Annotated in this window: 17 protein-coding genes and 2 pseudogenes; 7 read left to right on the top strand and 12 right to left on the bottom strand. The window is 29.2% G+C overall.

Translation table 11 applies throughout. From position 1 onward, the window contains the following. Positions 1-22: 22 nt before the first annotated feature. A complete protein-coding gene (gene folD / locus FBE96_RS04195) occupies positions 23-871 on the top strand; it encodes a bifunctional methylenetetrahydrofolate dehydrogenase/methenyltetrahydrofolate cyclohydrolase FolD (protein WP_002867475.1) in 849 nt (282 codons plus the stop codon). A 9-nt stretch (positions 872-880) separates the two neighbouring features. After that, positions 881-1,729 carry a signal peptidase I gene (gene lepB / locus FBE96_RS04200; RefSeq protein ID WP_002867474.1) on the top strand — a complete coding sequence of 283 codons (849 nt, stop codon included), beginning with the start codon at positions 881-883 and terminating at the stop codon, positions 1,727-1,729. Positions 1,730-1,750: 21 nt separating this feature from the next. Here lepB and FBE96_RS04205 read toward each other — a convergent pair whose 3' ends face one another. The 6 genes from FBE96_RS04205 to FBE96_RS04230 form a co-directional block, all read right to left on the bottom strand. Then, entirely contained in the window at positions 1,751-2,911 is a 1,161-nt protein-coding gene (locus tag FBE96_RS04205; RefSeq protein ID WP_002906009.1) for a molybdopterin molybdotransferase MoeA, read from the bottom strand. Next, the gene (gene murA, locus FBE96_RS04210; RefSeq protein WP_002906006.1) at positions 2,908-4,164 is read right to left on the bottom strand and encodes a UDP-N-acetylglucosamine 1-carboxyvinyltransferase; all 1,257 of its coding nucleotides are present in this window, start codon (positions 4,162-4,164) and stop codon (positions 2,908-2,910) included. Before murA ends, FBE96_RS04205 begins: the two co-directional genes overlap by 4 nt. Before the next feature lie 65 nt (positions 4,165-4,229). After that, positions 4,230-4,658: a flagellum-secreted nonflagellar protein FspA2 gene (fspA2, locus tag FBE96_RS04215; protein ID WP_002858761.1), complete on the bottom strand. Its 429-nt coding sequence runs from the start codon at positions 4,656-4,658 to the stop codon at positions 4,230-4,232. A 126-nt stretch (positions 4,659-4,784) separates the two neighbouring features. After that, the gene (locus tag FBE96_RS04220) at positions 4,785-5,351 is read right to left on the bottom strand and encodes an aminodeoxychorismate/anthranilate synthase component II (protein ID WP_002852589.1); all 567 of its coding nucleotides are present in this window, start codon (positions 5,349-5,351) and stop codon (positions 4,785-4,787) included. Further along, the gene (locus FBE96_RS04225) at positions 5,348-7,132 is read right to left on the bottom strand and encodes a bifunctional anthranilate synthase component I family protein/aminotransferase class IV (RefSeq protein ID WP_002906004.1); all 1,785 of its coding nucleotides are present in this window, start codon (positions 7,130-7,132) and stop codon (positions 5,348-5,350) included. The genes FBE96_RS04220 and FBE96_RS04225 overlap by 4 nt, the downstream gene beginning before the upstream one ends. Then, positions 7,122-8,186 (bottom strand): tyrosine-type recombinase/integrase, encoded by a 1,065-nt coding sequence (locus tag FBE96_RS04230; protein WP_002860519.1) that lies wholly within the window; start codon positions 8,184-8,186, stop codon positions 7,122-7,124. The genes FBE96_RS04225 and FBE96_RS04230 overlap by 11 nt, the downstream gene beginning before the upstream one ends. A gap of 630 nt (positions 8,187-8,816) precedes the next feature. Between FBE96_RS04230 and FBE96_RS04235 the strand changes: the two genes are divergently transcribed. The 4 genes and pseudogenes from FBE96_RS04235 (at position 8,817) to FBE96_RS04250 (ending at position 12,654) form a co-directional block, all read left to right on the top strand. Next, positions 8,817-9,176, top strand: coding sequence for a hypothetical protein (locus FBE96_RS04235; RefSeq protein ID WP_002868144.1), 360 nt, complete (start codon positions 8,817-8,819; stop codon positions 9,174-9,176). After that, positions 9,173-9,982: a protein-disulfide oxidoreductase DsbI gene (dsbI, locus tag FBE96_RS04240; RefSeq protein WP_002873836.1), complete on the top strand. Its 810-nt coding sequence runs from the start codon at positions 9,173-9,175 to the stop codon at positions 9,980-9,982. Before FBE96_RS04235 ends, dsbI begins: the two co-directional genes overlap by 4 nt. An 87-nt stretch (positions 9,983-10,069) precedes the next feature. Beyond that, positions 10,070-11,927, top strand: a pseudogene (locus FBE96_RS04245) (aryl-sulfate sulfotransferase). An 85-nt stretch (positions 11,928-12,012) separates the two neighbouring features. After that, the gene (locus tag FBE96_RS04250; RefSeq protein WP_002852587.1) at positions 12,013-12,654 is read left to right on the top strand and encodes a thiol:disulfide interchange protein DsbA/DsbL; all 642 of its coding nucleotides are present in this window, start codon (positions 12,013-12,015) and stop codon (positions 12,652-12,654) included. A gap of 34 nt (positions 12,655-12,688) precedes the next feature. On the opposite strand, the gene FBE96_RS08625 is transcribed toward FBE96_RS04250, so the two are convergent. From FBE96_RS08625 to FBE96_RS08635, 3 genes are read right to left on the bottom strand one after another with little or no spacing between them, the layout of a single operon-like run. Then, positions 12,689-12,901, bottom strand: coding sequence for a hypothetical protein (locus FBE96_RS08625; protein ID WP_002852472.1), 213 nt, complete (start codon positions 12,899-12,901; stop codon positions 12,689-12,691). Further along, positions 12,882-13,352, bottom strand: a complete 471-nt coding sequence (locus tag FBE96_RS08630; protein WP_248276693.1) for a c-type cytochrome — start codon at positions 13,350-13,352, stop codon at positions 12,882-12,884. The genes FBE96_RS08625 and FBE96_RS08630 overlap by 20 nt, the downstream gene beginning before the upstream one ends. 37 nt (positions 13,353-13,389) lie before the next feature. Continuing rightward, positions 13,390-13,680: a hypothetical protein gene (locus tag FBE96_RS08635; protein WP_223209693.1), complete on the bottom strand. Its 291-nt coding sequence runs from the start codon at positions 13,678-13,680 to the stop codon at positions 13,390-13,392. A gap of 204 nt (positions 13,681-13,884) precedes the next feature. Here FBE96_RS08635 and FBE96_RS04260 point away from each other — a divergent pair. Then, positions 13,885-14,035, top strand: a pseudogene (locus FBE96_RS04260) (hypothetical protein). Here the strand turns inward: FBE96_RS04260 and FBE96_RS04265 are convergent. From FBE96_RS04265 to FBE96_RS04275, 3 genes are read right to left on the bottom strand one after another with little or no spacing between them, the layout of a single operon-like run. Further along, positions 14,013-14,645 (bottom strand): hypothetical protein, encoded by a 633-nt coding sequence (locus FBE96_RS04265; RefSeq protein ID WP_002852437.1) that lies wholly within the window; start codon positions 14,643-14,645, stop codon positions 14,013-14,015. The pseudogene FBE96_RS04260 and the gene FBE96_RS04265 overlap by 23 nt on opposite strands. Beyond that, positions 14,642-14,884, bottom strand: coding sequence for a hypothetical protein (locus FBE96_RS04270; RefSeq protein WP_002852415.1), 243 nt, complete (start codon positions 14,882-14,884; stop codon positions 14,642-14,644). The genes FBE96_RS04265 and FBE96_RS04270 overlap by 4 nt, the downstream gene beginning before the upstream one ends. Next, on the bottom strand, positions 14,868-15,914 hold the full coding sequence (locus tag FBE96_RS04275) for a DHH family phosphoesterase (protein ID WP_002859543.1): 1,047 nt from the start codon (positions 15,912-15,914) through the stop codon (positions 14,868-14,870). Before FBE96_RS04275 ends, FBE96_RS04270 begins: the two co-directional genes overlap by 17 nt. Between the last annotated feature and the right edge of the window lie 8 nt (positions 15,915-15,922).

The following is a 15,922-nucleotide window of genomic DNA, read 5'->3' on the forward strand; positions in this document are numbered from 1 at the left end:
TTAAATTTATAGAAGGAAAATAATGACTTTGCTTGATGGTAAAGCTTTAAGCGCAAAAATCAAAGAAGAATTAAAAGAAAAAAATCAATTTTTGAAAAGCAAAGGGATTGAAAGCTGTTTAGCTGTTATCTTGGTTGGAGATGATCCTGCAAGTCAAACTTATGTAAAATCTAAGGCTAAAGCCTGTGAAGAATGTGGAATTAAATCTTTAGTTTATCATCTTAATGAAAATACTACACAAAATGAACTTTTGGCATTGATTAATACCTTAAATCACGATGATAGTGTTCATGGAATTTTGGTTCAACTTCCCTTACCTGATCATATTTGTAAAGATTTAATACTTGAAAGCATTATAAGTAGTAAAGATGTTGATGGCTTTCATCCTATTAATGTAGGATATTTAAATTTAGGCTTAGAAAGTGGGTTTTTGCCTTGTACTCCACTTGGAGTTATGAAGCTTTTGAAGGCTTATGAAATTGATTTAGAAGGAAAAGACGCTGTTATTATAGGTGCTTCAAATATAGTAGGTCGTCCTATGGCTACTATGCTTTTAAACGCTGGAGCTACAGTAAGCGTTTGTCATATTAAAACCAAAGATTTGAGCCTTTATACTAGGCAAGCTGATTTGATTATAGTAGCAGCAGGTTGTGTGAATTTACTTCGATCGGATATGGTAAAAGAAGGAGTGATTGTTATTGATGTTGGAATCAATCGTCTTGAAAGTGGAAAGATAGTAGGAGATGTAGATTTTGAAGAGGTATCTAAAAAATCTAGTTATATAACTCCTGTTCCAGGTGGAGTAGGTCCTATGACTATAGCCATGCTTTTAGAAAACACAGTTAAATCTGCTAAAAATAGACTTAATTAGGGAAAATCTATGGAAATTTTAAAGAAATTATATAAATTTTCACAGTCTTGGACTGGAACTGTAGTTATTGTTCTTTTGGTGATTTTTTTCTTTATACAAGCTTTTGTTATTCCTTCTGGTTCTATGAAAAACACCTTATTGGTAGGGGATTTTTTATTTGTTAAAAAATTTAGCTATGGTATCCCAACTCCTCATATTCCTTGGTTGGAAATTCCTGTTTTGCCAGATTTCAATAAAGATGGGCATTTGATAAAAGCACAAGGGTCACAAAGAGGAGATATAGTTGTTTTTAGAAATCCTAGAAATGAAAAAGAACACTTTGTAAAGCGTTGTGTAGGCACAGGAGGAGATAGGATAGTTTATGCAAATAAAACACTTTATGTAAGAATGCATGAGGGTGATGAATTTATGAAAGAACATTATCCGAATGATCTTGTTACTCTTGGAGGGCAAATTTATGTAAAAGAACCTTATAAACAAAAAGGTATTCATTATGATCCAAAAAAAGATATAGAAAGCGATATTTTACGCTTTCTTAGCATAGGTGATTTTGCTATGTCTCCAACTTATATTAAAGAACTTGGAAATCATATAGGTTTTAGCGGCGGAAATGCTTATGTTTTTGATGTGCCTGAAAATGAGTATTTCATGATGGGTGATAATCGCGATTATTCTTATGATAGTCGTTTTTGGGGTTCTGTTCCTTATAGGTTGATAGTAGGTAAACCTTGGTTTGTATATTTCTCTTGGGATAAAGATAAAAATGTTCGCTGGGAAAGGATAGGGCGTTTTGTTGATACCTTGGAAAATGATGAACAATATATCCATGATCATGATGATGAGGATAAATTAAGCTAATGTTTGTGAAAAACACAAACATTATATTTTTAAAAGCGTGATTTCATCACCTTTTTTTAATTTGCTTATATTTTCTTCACTTATAAGTAAAAATTCACTTTTAATAAGTGGAAGTATCATACCAGATCCAAATTTATTTTCATTAAATGGTGTAAAAATATCTTTTTCTAAATTTCCTAAGATGAGATTATTTCTTCCGCTTTTAAGCTTTAAATCCATACCCATTTTGCCATAAAATGTTAAAGGATTGTCTAGGTTTCCACTTAATAAAGCAATAATTTTTTTAGCAAAAATAAAACAAGAAAGATAGGCCGCCATGGGATTTCCTGGTAAAATCAATACGAAATTCTCACCCTTTCTATAAAGCTTAGTAGGTCTTGCAGGGCGTGCTTTTAGTCCTTTAAAAAGCGGAGTAAAGCCTAATTCATCTAAAGCTTTTTCCATAAAATCAGCCTCGCCAACGCTTGCACCTCCTGAAGTGATTAAAAGATCAAAATTTGTATTTTCTAAAGCCTCTTTAGTGCTTTTAAAATTATCTTTGATAATACCTAAATAAGAAGCATTTTGAAGCATGGTTAGTAAAGGCAAAGCATTAGCATTATAAATACTTTCTTCATCGCATTCTTGCCAAGGTTCTTTTAGCTCATTTCCACTTGAAAAAATACCTATGCGAATTTTTCTTATGACTTCTATTTTATAAAGCCCTTGAGAAGCAAGCAGGGCGATATGTTTATCATTAAGTTTGGTGCCTTTTTGAAGTAAAATTTCACCTTTTTTTAATTCTTCGCCTTTATAGCGATAGGCATTGTATTGTTTAGGGGCTTTTTTAATGATGAGTTTATTTTCTTCTATATACTCATCTTCTAACATTAAGATAGTATCAGCATTTTTGGGCATTTTAGCCCCTGTCATGATTTTATAGCATTCATTCTTAGCAACTGTATAAAAATTTTTATCTCCTGCAAAAATAGTCCCTTTAATCTCCAAAGCCTCATTGATATCAGTATAATTAAAAGCATAGCCATCAAGAGCAGCATTGTCAAAACTAGGTAAATTTTTTCTAGCGTATAAATCTTTAGCTAAAATTCTATCCTTTGCTTTTTCAAGGCTAATAAGCTCACTTTCATCTAAGCATGAAATTTGATTTTCTAAGTCTTTTAAGGTTTTAAAGATATTTTTCATTCTTCAAGCCTTGTGATTTTAACACCTAAACCTTTAAATTTTTCTTCTAAATTTTCATAACCTCTATCAAGATGATAAATTCTATGGACTTTGCTTGTGCCTTTAGCTGCAAGAGCTGCTAAGATAAGGGCTGAAGAAGCACGCAAATCTGTAGCCATGACATCAGCAGCGTTAAGTTCTTTTCCGCCTACTATAGTAGCAATATGACCGTTGAGTTTAATATCTGCACCCATTCTTAAGAGTTCGCTTACATGCATGAAGCGATTTTCAAATAGTCTTTCATCGATAATGCTAGTTCCATTAGCCTTTAAAGCTAGTGCCATAAACTGCGCTTGCATATCGGTTGGAAAGCCTGGATATTCACTTGTCATGATTTCTACAGGTTTAATTTCTTTAGCAGGAAGTAGGGTGATACTATCTTCTGCAATCAAAGTTTCAAAACCCATTTGATGAAGTTTTGCTAAAACTGCACTAAGATGAGTGGCGTTAACTTTATCTAAAGTAATTTTAGAATTTGTAATAGCCCCTGCACAAAGATAAGTTCCTGCCTCAATTCTATCAGGTATAACGCTAAATTCTTTAAATTCTAAAAGTTCTCCATCGCTACCATAAATTTCAAGTTCATCTGTACCTATGCCTTTAATTTCAAGTCCTGCGTCTTTTAAAACTTCGCAAAGTTGAACTACTTCGGGTTCTTTTGCAACATTTAAGAGCTTGGTTTTACCTTTAGCTAAAGCTGCTGCCATGATGATGTTTTCGCTACCTGTAACCGTGATTTTATCAAAAAGAATTTCATTGCCTTTTAAATTTCCACTAGCTACGACATAGCCTTGTTTAATTTGTATATTTGCCCCCATTTTTTCTAAGGCTAAAAGATGTAAATCAATAGGTCTTTGTCCTATGGCACATCCACCAGGCAAAGATACTTCACAATGCCCAAAACGAGCAAGCAAAGGCCCTAGAGTAAGTATAGAAGCACGCATTTTACGCACAATGTCATATTTAGCTATGGTTTGATTAAGAGTGTTTGTGTTTAATAAAGCACTATTGTTTTGAAAATTGACTTTAGCTCCTAAATTTTCTAGCAAAGATATAAGAGTTTTTATATCAGCAACATTAGGAACATTGTTGATTTTTACTTCGTTTTTAGCAAGTATGCTTGAAACGATCAAGGGTAGGGCGGCATTTTTTGCCCCGCTTATTGCAACATTTCCGCTTAGATGATTTGTGCCTTCGATTTCTAGATAAGTCATATTTTTCCTTGAAAAAGTTTAAAAATGCATCATTATAGCATTCTTAAACTTTTGAAAAAATATAATCAAGCTTGTTGGCTTTGGAGTTCTTGAATTTGAGCTTGAATTACATCTGCTTGAGATATTAGCACATCAATTTGTTTTTGAAATGTCGTTTTCATTTGTTCGTTAGCGTTTGTCATTTTTTGAGTAAGTTCTGCAATTTTAGCTAAAATTTCAGCTAATTTTGCTATTAAAGCCTCTAATGCGGGATTTCCGCCACCTTTGCTACTTTGAATGGAATTTTGGTCTTTGTGGTTTTCTATTTTTTCTTGACTTACTTTGATTTCATATTCTTTTTCATTTTTTGAATTTGCTTGACTTAAACTTCTTGCTTCATCTGAAATTTGAATTTTAACCACATTGTCACTATGAACATTACTTGCCAAATCATTGTTTTTGTTTATTTGTGTTTGATAATTGCTAAAATTTTTTGTCAAAGTATCTATTTTCATCTTAAATCTTTTTAAATTAATTTATATTGTTATCGGTTTTTTTATTTATAAATTTATATTAATGATAATTATTTTAAGGATATTTTATTTTAGATTTTCATATTTATATTTTAAATGCAAAAAAGACTAAAGTTTCATAAAGTTTTTAAGTATTTTTTTGCCTTTTTGAGTTAAAACCGCTTCAGGGTGAAATTGCAATCCATAAATAGGATATTTTTTATGTTTAATTGCCATAATAATATTTTCTGAATTATGAGCTAAAATTTTGCATTTTTCAGGCATGGAACTAATGTGTAAAGAATGATATAAGCAAATTTCAATTTCTTTTTTAATACCCTTAAAAATAGGATCTTTTTTAAAATAAAGTTTAGAAATTTTACCATGCATGGGATTTTGCATTTTAGAAACCCTACCGCCAAAAATTTCAGCTATACACTGATGTCCTAAACATATACCTAAAATTTTTTTATTTTTTTTAAAATATTTGATTGCTTTTAAGCTTAATTTAGATTCCTTAGGAGAATGAGGGCCAGGAGAGATGATAAGATGAGTGAAATCAAATTTTTCTAATTCTTTAGCTTTTTTAAAGGCATCATTTTTTATCACTTTACATTCAAAACCAAGTTCTTTAAGATAATAGATGATGGTATAACTAAAAGAATCATAATTATCTATAAATAAAATTTTCTTCATTGTAATTTTACCTTTTTTAAACCACGCACGGAATTAATACAATAAATATTTTCTGCTTCAAATAAATCTTGTTTAAATAATGCTTTTTCTTTTATCAAACCAAGATTGATTAAGAAATTTCTATATACTCCATTTAACATACCGCTTTGAATTTGTGGAGTATAAAATTGAGAGTTTTTTTCTAAGATGAGATTGGTTCTTGAGCCTTCGCAAAGTTCATCTTTTTCGTTAAAAAAAGCTATGTCATAACACAAGTTTTGCTGCCATTTGTATGAGTGTTGATTATAAAAAGTACGCAAAGAGCTTTTGTGATAGAGATTGTCACTTTTTGAGTTAATTTTATCATCACTTAAAAGCAAAATATCGTTTGAATTTTGCTTTAAGGCACTTTGTTGAAATTCGTATCTTCCGTCTTTGTATAAAATAAGCTTTAAAATTCCTTCTTTATGTGGATTTTTAAAGGGTAGGGGAAAATTATAAAATAAAGAGTGTTTTTTGTGGAAAATTTTTTCATCGAGTTTAAAAAGTGTAAAATTTTGATATTTTTTATAAGAACTTTTTTGATTTAAAACATTATAAAAATCTTTAAAGAGCTTGTGAGTGTTAAAATTAAATTTAAGAGCTGAATTTATAAGCCTTAATAAATGTTCTTTTAAAAATAAAATTTGAGAATTTTTAAAATACATGGTTTCAAAAAGATGAAAATCACAAGGATTTAAGATTGCACTTTTAAGTTTTAATTCTTCAAATTCATCTTTAAATTTTGAGTCCCAAACCAAGCCGCTACCCGTGCTATAAGTATAAATTTCATCTTGTTTTTCTAAGGTGCGTATGGCTACGCTAAATTTATTTTTATTTTTGCGTATTAAACCTATAATTCCGCAGTAAATACCACGATCTCTTTGTTCTAATTCTTCAATAAATTTAATACTTTCAAGCTTTGGAGCACCTGTAATAGAACCGCAAGGAAAGAGGGCTTTAAAAATTTGATGTAAAGAAATATTTTTTTTAAGTTTTCCTTGTACGCTTGAAGTCATTTGATGTAAAGTAGGGTAACTTTGAATTTCAAAAAGTTTTGTTTTTAAGCTTTTTTTTGTGATGATTTTTGAAAGATCGTTACGCAAAAGATCACAAATCATAACATTTTCACTCAGATTTTTTGTATCATTTTGTAAGAAGATTTTATTTTCTTCATCTTTTATAGGATCTTTATCGCGCTTAATTGTACCTTTCATAGGTTTTGTAAATATTTTTCTTTTTTTGGTTTTGAAAAAAAGTTCAGGAGAAAAGGATAAAATTTCTCTTATTTCATCTTTTATAAAAGCTTTAAATTCAGTATCTTGTCTAGAAAGCAAAAGTTTAAAAAGTTCAAAAGAATCCATTTTGCTATGAAATTTAAAATTTTGAGTGAGGTTGATTTGATAAACTCTTCCTTTGGAGATTGCCTCTTTAACTTTGATGAAATTTTCTTTGTAATTATCTTGATCTAAAAAATTTATAAATTCAGGAATAAATTTTTCTTCATCGATATCTTCTTTTTGAAATTTTTTTCTTTTTTTAAAAGCAAATACAGACAAATAAGCCTTTTTGCTTGTGAAATTTTTATCTTGAAAATATCTATATAGCTCATAATCAGCAAGCATTAAAATATAAAAATCATTTTTATATTTTTCTATAAATTTAAAGCACTTTTTACTTTCTTTGTGATTAAAGGCTTTTAAAGTGTGTTTTAAATCATGGTAAAAATATTTACCAAAAACAGCATAGTTTTCAAGAGTCACTTAATTCCTTTGCAACCTGTGCGGCAAGTTTTAATTTATCATTATCAAAATGAGTGTAAATTCTTGAGGTATTTAAACTCGCATGCCCTAAAGCTTCTTGAACTAAAACTAAATCTTTTTGCTTTTTATAAAGCAGGGTGGCAAAAGTATGACGCAACATATGAGCACCATTTTTTTGTTTGCGAATTCCTGCACGAAATAAAAGCTGTTCTACTATGCGACTGACATAAGATTGAGTCAGTGGAGTGCCTTTTTTATTGACAAAAAGTAGGGCGTCTTTACTCATATAATTAATACTTACATTTTTAAGCAAATCGTAAATAAGTTCTTTTTTTATCATTACAACACGATATTTATTGCCTTTAGCTCTTATTCTTATGATATAAAGATCGTTTTCTTCGCTAATATCACCCATTTTGATATTGATAGCTTCGCTTACCCGTATGCCTGTAAAAATGATGATTTTAATAATAAGTTTATTGCGTATGGTATTGTTTTTAAAATCTGCATTTTCAATAGCATCAAGAAATTTTTTAAGCTCTTCTTCACTCATAAATTCAGGTAATTTCACCCCTTTAGAACCCGCTATACCTGCCCAGTTTTTAAGATTGATATCGAAAATATGCGCTTTTTCATCTTCTTCGTTTTGCTTGTCTAAAAAATCAAAAAAATTAATCACAGCAATACGGTAATTTTTTTTACTTGCATCTGATAAAGCACCTGTTATACTTGCTAAAACTTCTACAATAAGTTCTTCATCAATCTGTTTTAAAGAGTAAAGCTTGTAAAAATTTAAATATTCAAACACTTTTTTTAAAGGATTAAAATAAGTATTAACTCCACTTAAACCAGCATTTCTTGCTTTTTTTGCTAGAGCATCAAGTTCATCAATGTTTTTTACACCTTTTGTAAGAGCAAAATTAACTTCTGCTAAAGCTTGTGGATTTTTTAACTCTTTGTTAGATAGCGAATTGAGTTTAAATTTTACATATTTTGCTAGCCAAAATAAGAATGATTTTTCAAAATTTTCTTCACAATCTAAAGGGTATTTCATAAAAACTTTTCCTAAAATCTAAAATTTTTAGCTTTTTAACTATAAAAGGTATTTTAGTATTAACTTAGTAAAAAAAAGCTTTTTTAGGAAAAAGTTTGTTTTTATATACAAGGAAAAAAGATTGAAATATTTTTATTAAATAAATCTTATATCAATCATAAAAAGATATGACAAAAGGTAAAAATATGTAAAATTTATAATTTTGTATTGAAAACTGTAATTTTCAAACTTTTTTATATACACCTAGATTATTCTACTTTGATATAGATTAAGCTACTATTTTTACATACTTTTATGATTTTACCTTTTGAGTGAAATAAACTTATCCATAAAATATAATGTAAAAAATTGATAATTTTATTTCGTAAATTAAAATTATATTTTACTTTTCTTGAAAACTATAAAGAATATTTAAAAATTAAATTATTTTATATTATTATCAAAATATACATAAAAATGATAACTTATGCATTAAATTTTTTAACCCCCTATTCTTGATTTTTAGTTAAAGTAAATATTCTTAGTTATAAAATTTTTTAAGAATATTTTTATTTTAATAGTGTTATAAATAGTTATTACATAAAAACTTAATAAAAAGTTTTATCAAATCCAAATTTCAAGGAGAGGGTAATGAAATTTCCAGTAAAATTAGCAAGATCTATTGTTGTATGTGCTTTTTTAGCAGGTATAAGTGCTAGTGTATTGAGTGAAGGTAAAGAATATGTAATTCTTAAAAATCCTATTGCTAACGCTGATAATTATAGTGTCGGTTTAAAAGCAATGAATGTAAGTAAAGCTGATTTTGAAAATTTCTTAAAAACTCCAGAGGCTGCAGAGCTTTTAAAAAGTTATGAAATTGCCAATCCTATTTCGCAAAATTATGGCACCCCTGCTTTTGTTGTTAATGGAAAATATCAAATCGTTCCAAGTGCAATCAACTCTCCAGAGGCTTTGATTGAAATTACTAAAGAACTTAGCAAGCAAAAATGAGTTGTATAAAAATGAAAGATAAATGCAGAAATTTTTCACTTTCTAAATGGCAAGATACGCGTGAACCTTGGTTAATTTTGATTATAGTTACTATAGGACTTACTTGTATAGCACATTTTTTATTTCAAGAATATCTTTTTATGGAACCTTGCGAACAATGTGTGTATATAAGATTTGATATGCTTGTTATGGCTATAAGCGGTATGATTGCATTAATCAACCCTACAAATAATATTATAAAAATTTTTTCTTATAGCTTAGCTTTTTATGGAATTTGGCTTGGCTTGGAGCATTGTCTAACTTTAAATCATATTCATGAAGTGGTTCATTCTGAAAATCCTTTTGCAGGTGTAGATGGATGTCGTGAAATTCCTATTTATCCATTTAATTTACCTTTGCATGAGTGGGCTCCTAGTTGGTTTTTGCCAACAGGAGAATGTGGGATGGATACCCCTGTAGTTCCAAAAAATGCTTATAATCATCTCAATGCTTTTCAAAAATTTTTTATAGGAACTCTACCTGATTTTGAAAATGGGCTTTATAGCAATGGTTGGTATTTGATTCCTAGTTTAAAGTTTATGAATATGGCAATTTGCTGTCTTATAGCATTTTTATGTTGTTTTGTCGTGCTTTTTGCAATGTTTATAGCCTATGTTTTAGATAAAAATAAACCTAATGCTAAAATTTTTGCATTGGTGATTGTTATTTTGGTTTTGGTGTTTAAATTTATAGGCGAACCAAAAAATCCAAATCAAAATATAGCTAGTTTAATTCATTTGAATCAAGTCGTTTTAAGATGCTCTTAAAATACGCAACAAATTATTTTTGTTGCGTATTATTAAAATTTTATTAAGCTATTTTAGGATGGCTTAAATAATTTTAAAGGATTTATCATGAGACTTAGCAAAACTCTTTGCATGGCACTTTTGGTGGGTTCTACCCTACTTGCACCTAATGCTTTATGGCCATGGGTGGTCCTAGTGGAGCGAAAATAGATTGGCAAATTCAAGGGCAAATAGGTGCGATTAAAATGAATCCTTATGGATTGTCTCCTTTGACCGCTATTATCATGGATAATGCCTATGTTTTAAGTGATATAAAAGTAACCATTGTTCCTAAACCAAATGGCCAAACTATCTCTTATAATGTGAATTCTAAAATGGCTAAGACTTATGGTGGAATTCCTATTTTTGGACTTTATCCTTCTTATTTAAATACAGTAAAGGTAAGTTATACTAAAACTGCAAATGGTAAAAGTCAAAAAGTCATTGATGAGATTTATAAAATTACAACTCCAGGGGTTAGCATAGAACCAAGTGGAAGTACTGATCAAAGAGGAACTCCTTTTGAAAATGTGAAAGTATTAAAAATGGATCCAAAATTTTCAGATAGGTTATATTTAGTAAATAATGCTCCTGGAAAACAATCTGGCAAAGGCTCACAATCTGTATGGAATAATCCTGTAGGTGGTGCTATGGAATGGGATGAAAATTCAAATGTCTTTATCATAGATATCAAGGGTGAAATCAGATGGTATTTTGATAACGATAAACTAATAAACTGGGGTAATATTTACAATCGTGGAATTATGTTGGGCTTTCATCAAAACAAAGATGGAGCTTTAACTTGGGGATTTGGTCAAAGATATGTAAAATACGATATCTTAGGAAGAGAAATTTTCAATCGCAAATTACCTGCTGCCTATATAGATTTTTCTCATGCTATGGACAATATGCAAAATGGGCATTATTTATTAAGAGTAGCTTCAGCAAATACTTTACGTCCAGATGGTAAGCATGTACGCACAGTGCGTGATACTATTGTAGAAGTAGATGAGAATGGTAATGTTGTTGATGATTGGAGATTGTATGAGATTTTAGATCCTTATAGAAGTACCATTATCAAAGCTTTAGATCAAGGTGCAGTGTGTTTAAATATAGATGCAAGCAAAGCGGGTAAAACTTTAAGCGATGAAGAGCTTGCCAAAATGGATGAAAGCGACAAATTTAGAGATATAGCAGGTATAGGTAGGAATTGGGCTCATGTAAATAGCGTTGATTATGATTCAAGTGATGATAGTATTATTATTTCTAGTCGCCATCAAAGTGCTGTTGTTAAAATTGGTCGTGATAAAAAAATAAAATGGATTTTAGGGGCACATAAAGGATGGAATAAAGAATTTCAAAAATATTTATTGCAGCCTGTAGATAAAAATGGCAAAAAAATTGTTTGCGATGATGATTATAGCAAATGCCCAGGTTATGAAAATGAAAATGGTGGATTTGATTTCACTTGGACGCAGCATACAGGCTGGAGAATTGATAGTAAATCAAACAAGCGTTATATTTATATAAGTGTTTTTGATAATGGTGATGCAAGAGGAGCTGAACAACCTGCATTTGCAAGTCAAAAATATTCTCGTTCTGTAATTTATAAAATCGATCAGCAAAATAAAACTGTGGAACAAATTTGGGAATATGGTAAAAATCGTGGAAATAAATGGTTTTCTCCTGTAACTTCTTTAACTCAATATGAACCAGATAAAGATTCTATTATGGTTTATAGCGCAACAGCTGGAATGGCTTTTGATCTTAGCAAAGGTGTAAGTCTTGGGGAACCAAAACCTGAAATTGATGAATTTAACTGGGGTGCTAAGAGGAACCTTCGGTTCAAATTTAATTTAGCGGTTCAGGCACGGGTTATCAAGCAATGCCTTTTAGTGTTGATCAAGCATTCAATCCTAAAAAATAACAATAAGCCCAAAAATAAATTTGGGCTTATTTATTTTTTTTAAATAAAATTATCTTTGAAAATTTTATTTAACCAAGGATATAATATGCGTAATTTTTTTTGCAAATTTGTTTTAGCTCTTGTATTTTATTCAAGTTTTGCATTAGCAAATAATAGTTTTATTACCCTTAATCCAAGTTTACCTAGCTCTGAAAATAGTGTAATAGAAGCATTTTCTTATAAATGTATACATTGTTATAATCATCATAAATTTGGAACTCTTGAAAAACTGAGAGAAGCTTTTCCAAATTTACATTTTAAACTCTATCCTGTAAGTTTAATGAATGGGGAATTTTCCAAAGAAATGAATGAGCTTTTTACCTTTGCTCAATACAAAGATGAGCAAAATGGTAAAGATGCGAGTTATTCTGATAGTTTATCTCATAAACTTGCTGATGTTTATTTTGTTTCTTATTTTTTAAACAAGCAAAGAAATTTTTCAAATTTAGATGAATTTTACGACATAGGTTTAAAGGCTATGAATGTAAATAAAAATGAAGTATTAAATTTTTTAAATACCCCAAAAGCTAAAGAAATTTTAAGCGAGTTTCAAAGAGCTAATGATATAGCTAAAACCTATGGTACCCCTGCTTTTGTTGTTAATGGAAAATATCAAATTAACCCAAGCGCAATCAATTCGATGCAAGATTTAGAAGATCTAGTTAAAAAATTAAGTAATATGAAATAATAAATTTTTAAGGCAATAAAAATTGCCTTAAAAATTATTTTTTGATCATATTTGTATAAGGTCCATAGCGATGTTGGGTTGTAGAAAAGCTATCATCATAAGGTCCTACATCCATATCTAAAGGCTTAATCTTTCTATCTGGAAAGTCTTTATTTCTATTTGCTTTAATAGGACGAGCTTGTGAATTCATGTAAGCTGCTACATCATAAGCATCTTCAAGACTTAAGTCAGGCGCACCTTGAGGCACATATTTTCTTTAATATAAGAAGCAGCTTTGATAGACGATACATTCCAGCTCCTGTATTATAACTATCATCACCCCAAAGTGGTGGATAAAGATAATACGCCCCTGTGCTATCCTCATTTTTAAGCCCTAATCCATTTTCTTGATGACAAACGGCACATTTATCCATATAAATTGCCTTACCTTTTTTAGGATCAGCTGCTCTTAAGATGAAATCTATCTTCTTAAGTCCCTGTCCTTCTATCTTAGCTCCTACTGGAACTCCTTGAGATAACCATTGCATATAAGTTAGCATGGCTTTCATTTCAGGTGTATCACTAGGCATTCTTTTGCCATTCGTAGAGCGTTCAAAACAGCCATTGATCCTATCTGCTAAGGTAATTACTTTATCTCCTCTTGCATTATATTGTGGAAATCTTGCCCAAATTCCTACAAAACCCGATTGATTTTGCACACTTCCACCATTAGTATGACAGCTTGAACAAGAAAGATTATTTCCCGCAAATCTTTTTTTTAGGATCTTTGGCTTGTGGACCCACATATTTGCTTGTTTCATTAAGAATTTTATTTCCCAAAATAACCATTTTGCTATATTCTGAATTTTTTGGCATTTTAGTTTCATCTATAGTGCCATCTTCATTTAATTCCTTAGGTAAATTCCATTTGGCAGTAGGCAGATCAATACCTGTTGCACTCTTAGTTTTTTCCAAATTTGGATCTAAGGCTAAAGCACAACTTCCACATAACAACAAAGTTAAAACTATAGAAAATTTATTCATCAATTTCCCTCCTTATTTTGCGTAATTTAAATTCAGTATAAGACTTTATTTAGAAAAAGTCAATAAAACCTAATTACATTTTAAGAAAAAAGCTTTAAACCTTAAAATAATATTCGTTTATATTTAAAATAGAACTTATATATTTAAAGCAAAAATAAAGTTTTTTCGCTATAATAAAATCTTGCAATATTTTTAAAGGTTAGGTTAATGAAAAATTTAAGCATTCAAGAAAAAAAAGACTTAGACAACTGCGTTTTTCAAAATCTTGGAAGGCAAGATACTTTTACTTTAAGTGTGGTTTTTAAAAATTTTTATTTAAAAATTAAAGCATTTATTTATTCTAAATAATACCACTTAAAATCCTTTTTTGTGTAGGAAAGATCTTTAAAAGAAGGTGATTGGATAAATAGTTTGCACTCTTTATCCAAATTTTCTATCCCGTATATTTTCATAGCCATTCTTGAGTCATGTCTTGTAAGTTCTATTCCAACGCAAGCTTGATTGTTGATTTTGTAAAGTAAAGTGCCACCATCTTTTTCATCTATATTTAAAATATCCAAATTCTTATTTTTACTCATATCTTTTACATCTTTACTAAAAGAATATCGGAGTTTATAATATATCATAATATCCTGCATGGTATTTTTCAAATTTTGTAAATTTTCATTAATCAAATATCCATTATTTTTATAAAGTTTTAAAAAATCTTCATTAAGAAATTTTTGAAAACTTTCATCTTTAGATAATTTTTGACAAGAATTATAGCTATTTAAAATTCTAACTTGACTGGCTTCTATTAAAAGTTCAAGGCAATCTTTATTCTCTTGTGAAAATTGCACTAATTTAACTTCTTGAATCTTAAAATCTTTATTCGGTTTTTTTTCATAAGCAAAATCATTTAATTTTTCATAAATATTAGCAAAACTTAAAGAATATAAACTAAAAAAAATTAAAATACACTTTTTCATTGAAAAAAATCTTTGTATTTATTTTTTAGAAATTCCACCACTTCTAAAATTTCATCAACCCCTTCTTTGTTGGAATTTTCGAGTACATTATCTATATTATCAATATAAGCTTCTATTGCATTTTCTAATTTTTCTCTTTTAACTCCAGCGTATAAAAGCATAGCTTCTAAAACTATGCTAAGCTCATATTGTAAATCTTCTAATTCATTTTTTAAGGTTTTATTATTGTTTTGATTCATTGTTTTCCTTTTTAAGTTCTTTGCTTTTAATTAAATCAATAATTTGAGCCTTAATATAATTATAATTTGCTCCATCTTTAAATGTCGCAAAAAGTCCACCACTAGCATTTTTATGTCCGCCACCACCTACTAAATTTTTAGCCATTAAACTTACATCTATTTTTCCATTTGCACGAAAACTTAAGGTTTTTCTAGAACTAACATCAATAAAAAAGTCATAATCAGGATTTTTTACTAAAAAATCATTTCCAATAACAGAAGTATTGCCTATATTTGAAGTTAAGATGCCTTTATGGCCTTCATATTCTATGCTGAAATTTTCTTTTAGCTCACTTAGTTTTTCAACTACAAAATAAGAAATTAAATTAGAAAGAGTATCATCATTTTTTCTGGCAAAATAATCCTTTTTTATAAAATGAGTAGCATTATCGAGTAAAATATTTGCATTTTCTTTTCCTATAAATTTCCAAGCCTTATCAAGCAAGAAAAACATATAATCAATTTGAGATTCTTTAAACATTACACGATTTATTTCTTTTGCATTGGCAATCAAGCCTAAAAAAACCTTTCCAAGTTCAAAATTTTCATCCTCGCTTAGCCAAATATCAACAGCATTAACCACATCAACAAATTTTGAAAGTTCTAAAACAGGAGTACAGATTTTAGAGAAAAAATCATAAACGATTTTAGTTGCACATCTTTTAGAATCAAGTAAATACCAAGAATATTTTTGAGCACATTCTTCGCCACTTTGATGATGATCAAGAAGAAAAATTTTAGTATTTTTCTCTTTGCAAATTTTTTCAAATTCTTCGCATTGATTTAAATTTAAATTTAAATCTGTTATTAGAATAATAGCTTTTCCGAAATTTTCATCTTTTTCTATATCGCCTATAATAGAGTTAAAATTTTCATTAATTTCTTTGCCATAATTAGAATTATAAAATTTCACATTTTTAAAATAAAAATTTACTATAAATTGACAAGCATAGCCATCAAGATCTGTATGTGAAAGATGATAAATTTTCATTATATTCC

It is taken from the genome of Campylobacter sp. CFSAN093241, assembly GCF_012889595.1.
GTDB classification, from domain to species: Bacteria; Campylobacterota; Campylobacteria; order Campylobacterales; family Campylobacteraceae; genus Campylobacter_D; species Campylobacter_D jejuni.

Excerpts from the sequence above, each read along its gene's own strand:
- folD (WP_002867475.1), top strand. The coding sequence starts at position 23 with ATGACTTTGCTTGATGGTAAAGCTTTAAGCGCAAAAATCAAAGAAGAA.
- lepB (WP_002867474.1), top strand. The coding sequence starts at position 881 with ATGGAAATTTTAAAGAAATTATATAAATTTTCACAGTCTTGGACTGGA.
- FBE96_RS04205 (WP_002906009.1), bottom strand. The coding sequence starts at position 2,911 with ATGAAAAATATCTTTAAAACCTTAAAAGACTTAGAAAATCAAATTTCA.
- murA (WP_002906006.1), bottom strand. The coding sequence starts at position 4,164 with ATGACTTATCTAGAAATCGAAGGCACAAATCATCTAAGCGGAAATGTT.
- fspA2 (WP_002858761.1), bottom strand. The coding sequence starts at position 4,658 with ATGAAAATAGATACTTTGACAAAAAATTTTAGCAATTATCAAACACAA.
- FBE96_RS04220 (WP_002852589.1), bottom strand. The coding sequence starts at position 5,351 with ATGAAGAAAATTTTATTTATAGATAATTATGATTCTTTTAGTTATACC.
- FBE96_RS04230 (WP_002860519.1), bottom strand. The coding sequence starts at position 8,186 with ATGAAATACCCTTTAGATTGTGAAGAAAATTTTGAAAAATCATTCTTA.
- FBE96_RS04235 (WP_002868144.1), top strand. The coding sequence starts at position 8,817 with ATGAAATTTCCAGTAAAATTAGCAAGATCTATTGTTGTATGTGCTTTT.
- dsbI (WP_002873836.1), top strand. The coding sequence starts at position 9,173 with ATGAGTTGTATAAAAATGAAAGATAAATGCAGAAATTTTTCACTTTCT.
- FBE96_RS04250 (WP_002852587.1), top strand. The coding sequence starts at position 12,013 with ATGCGTAATTTTTTTTGCAAATTTGTTTTAGCTCTTGTATTTTATTCA.
- FBE96_RS04265 (WP_002852437.1), bottom strand. The coding sequence starts at position 14,645 with ATGAAAAAGTGTATTTTAATTTTTTTTAGTTTATATTCTTTAAGTTTT.
- FBE96_RS04270 (WP_002852415.1), bottom strand. The coding sequence starts at position 14,884 with ATGAATCAAAACAATAATAAAACCTTAAAAAATGAATTAGAAGATTTA.
- FBE96_RS04275 (WP_002859543.1), bottom strand. The coding sequence starts at position 15,914 with ATGAAAATTTATCATCTTTCACATACAGATCTTGATGGCTATGCTTGT.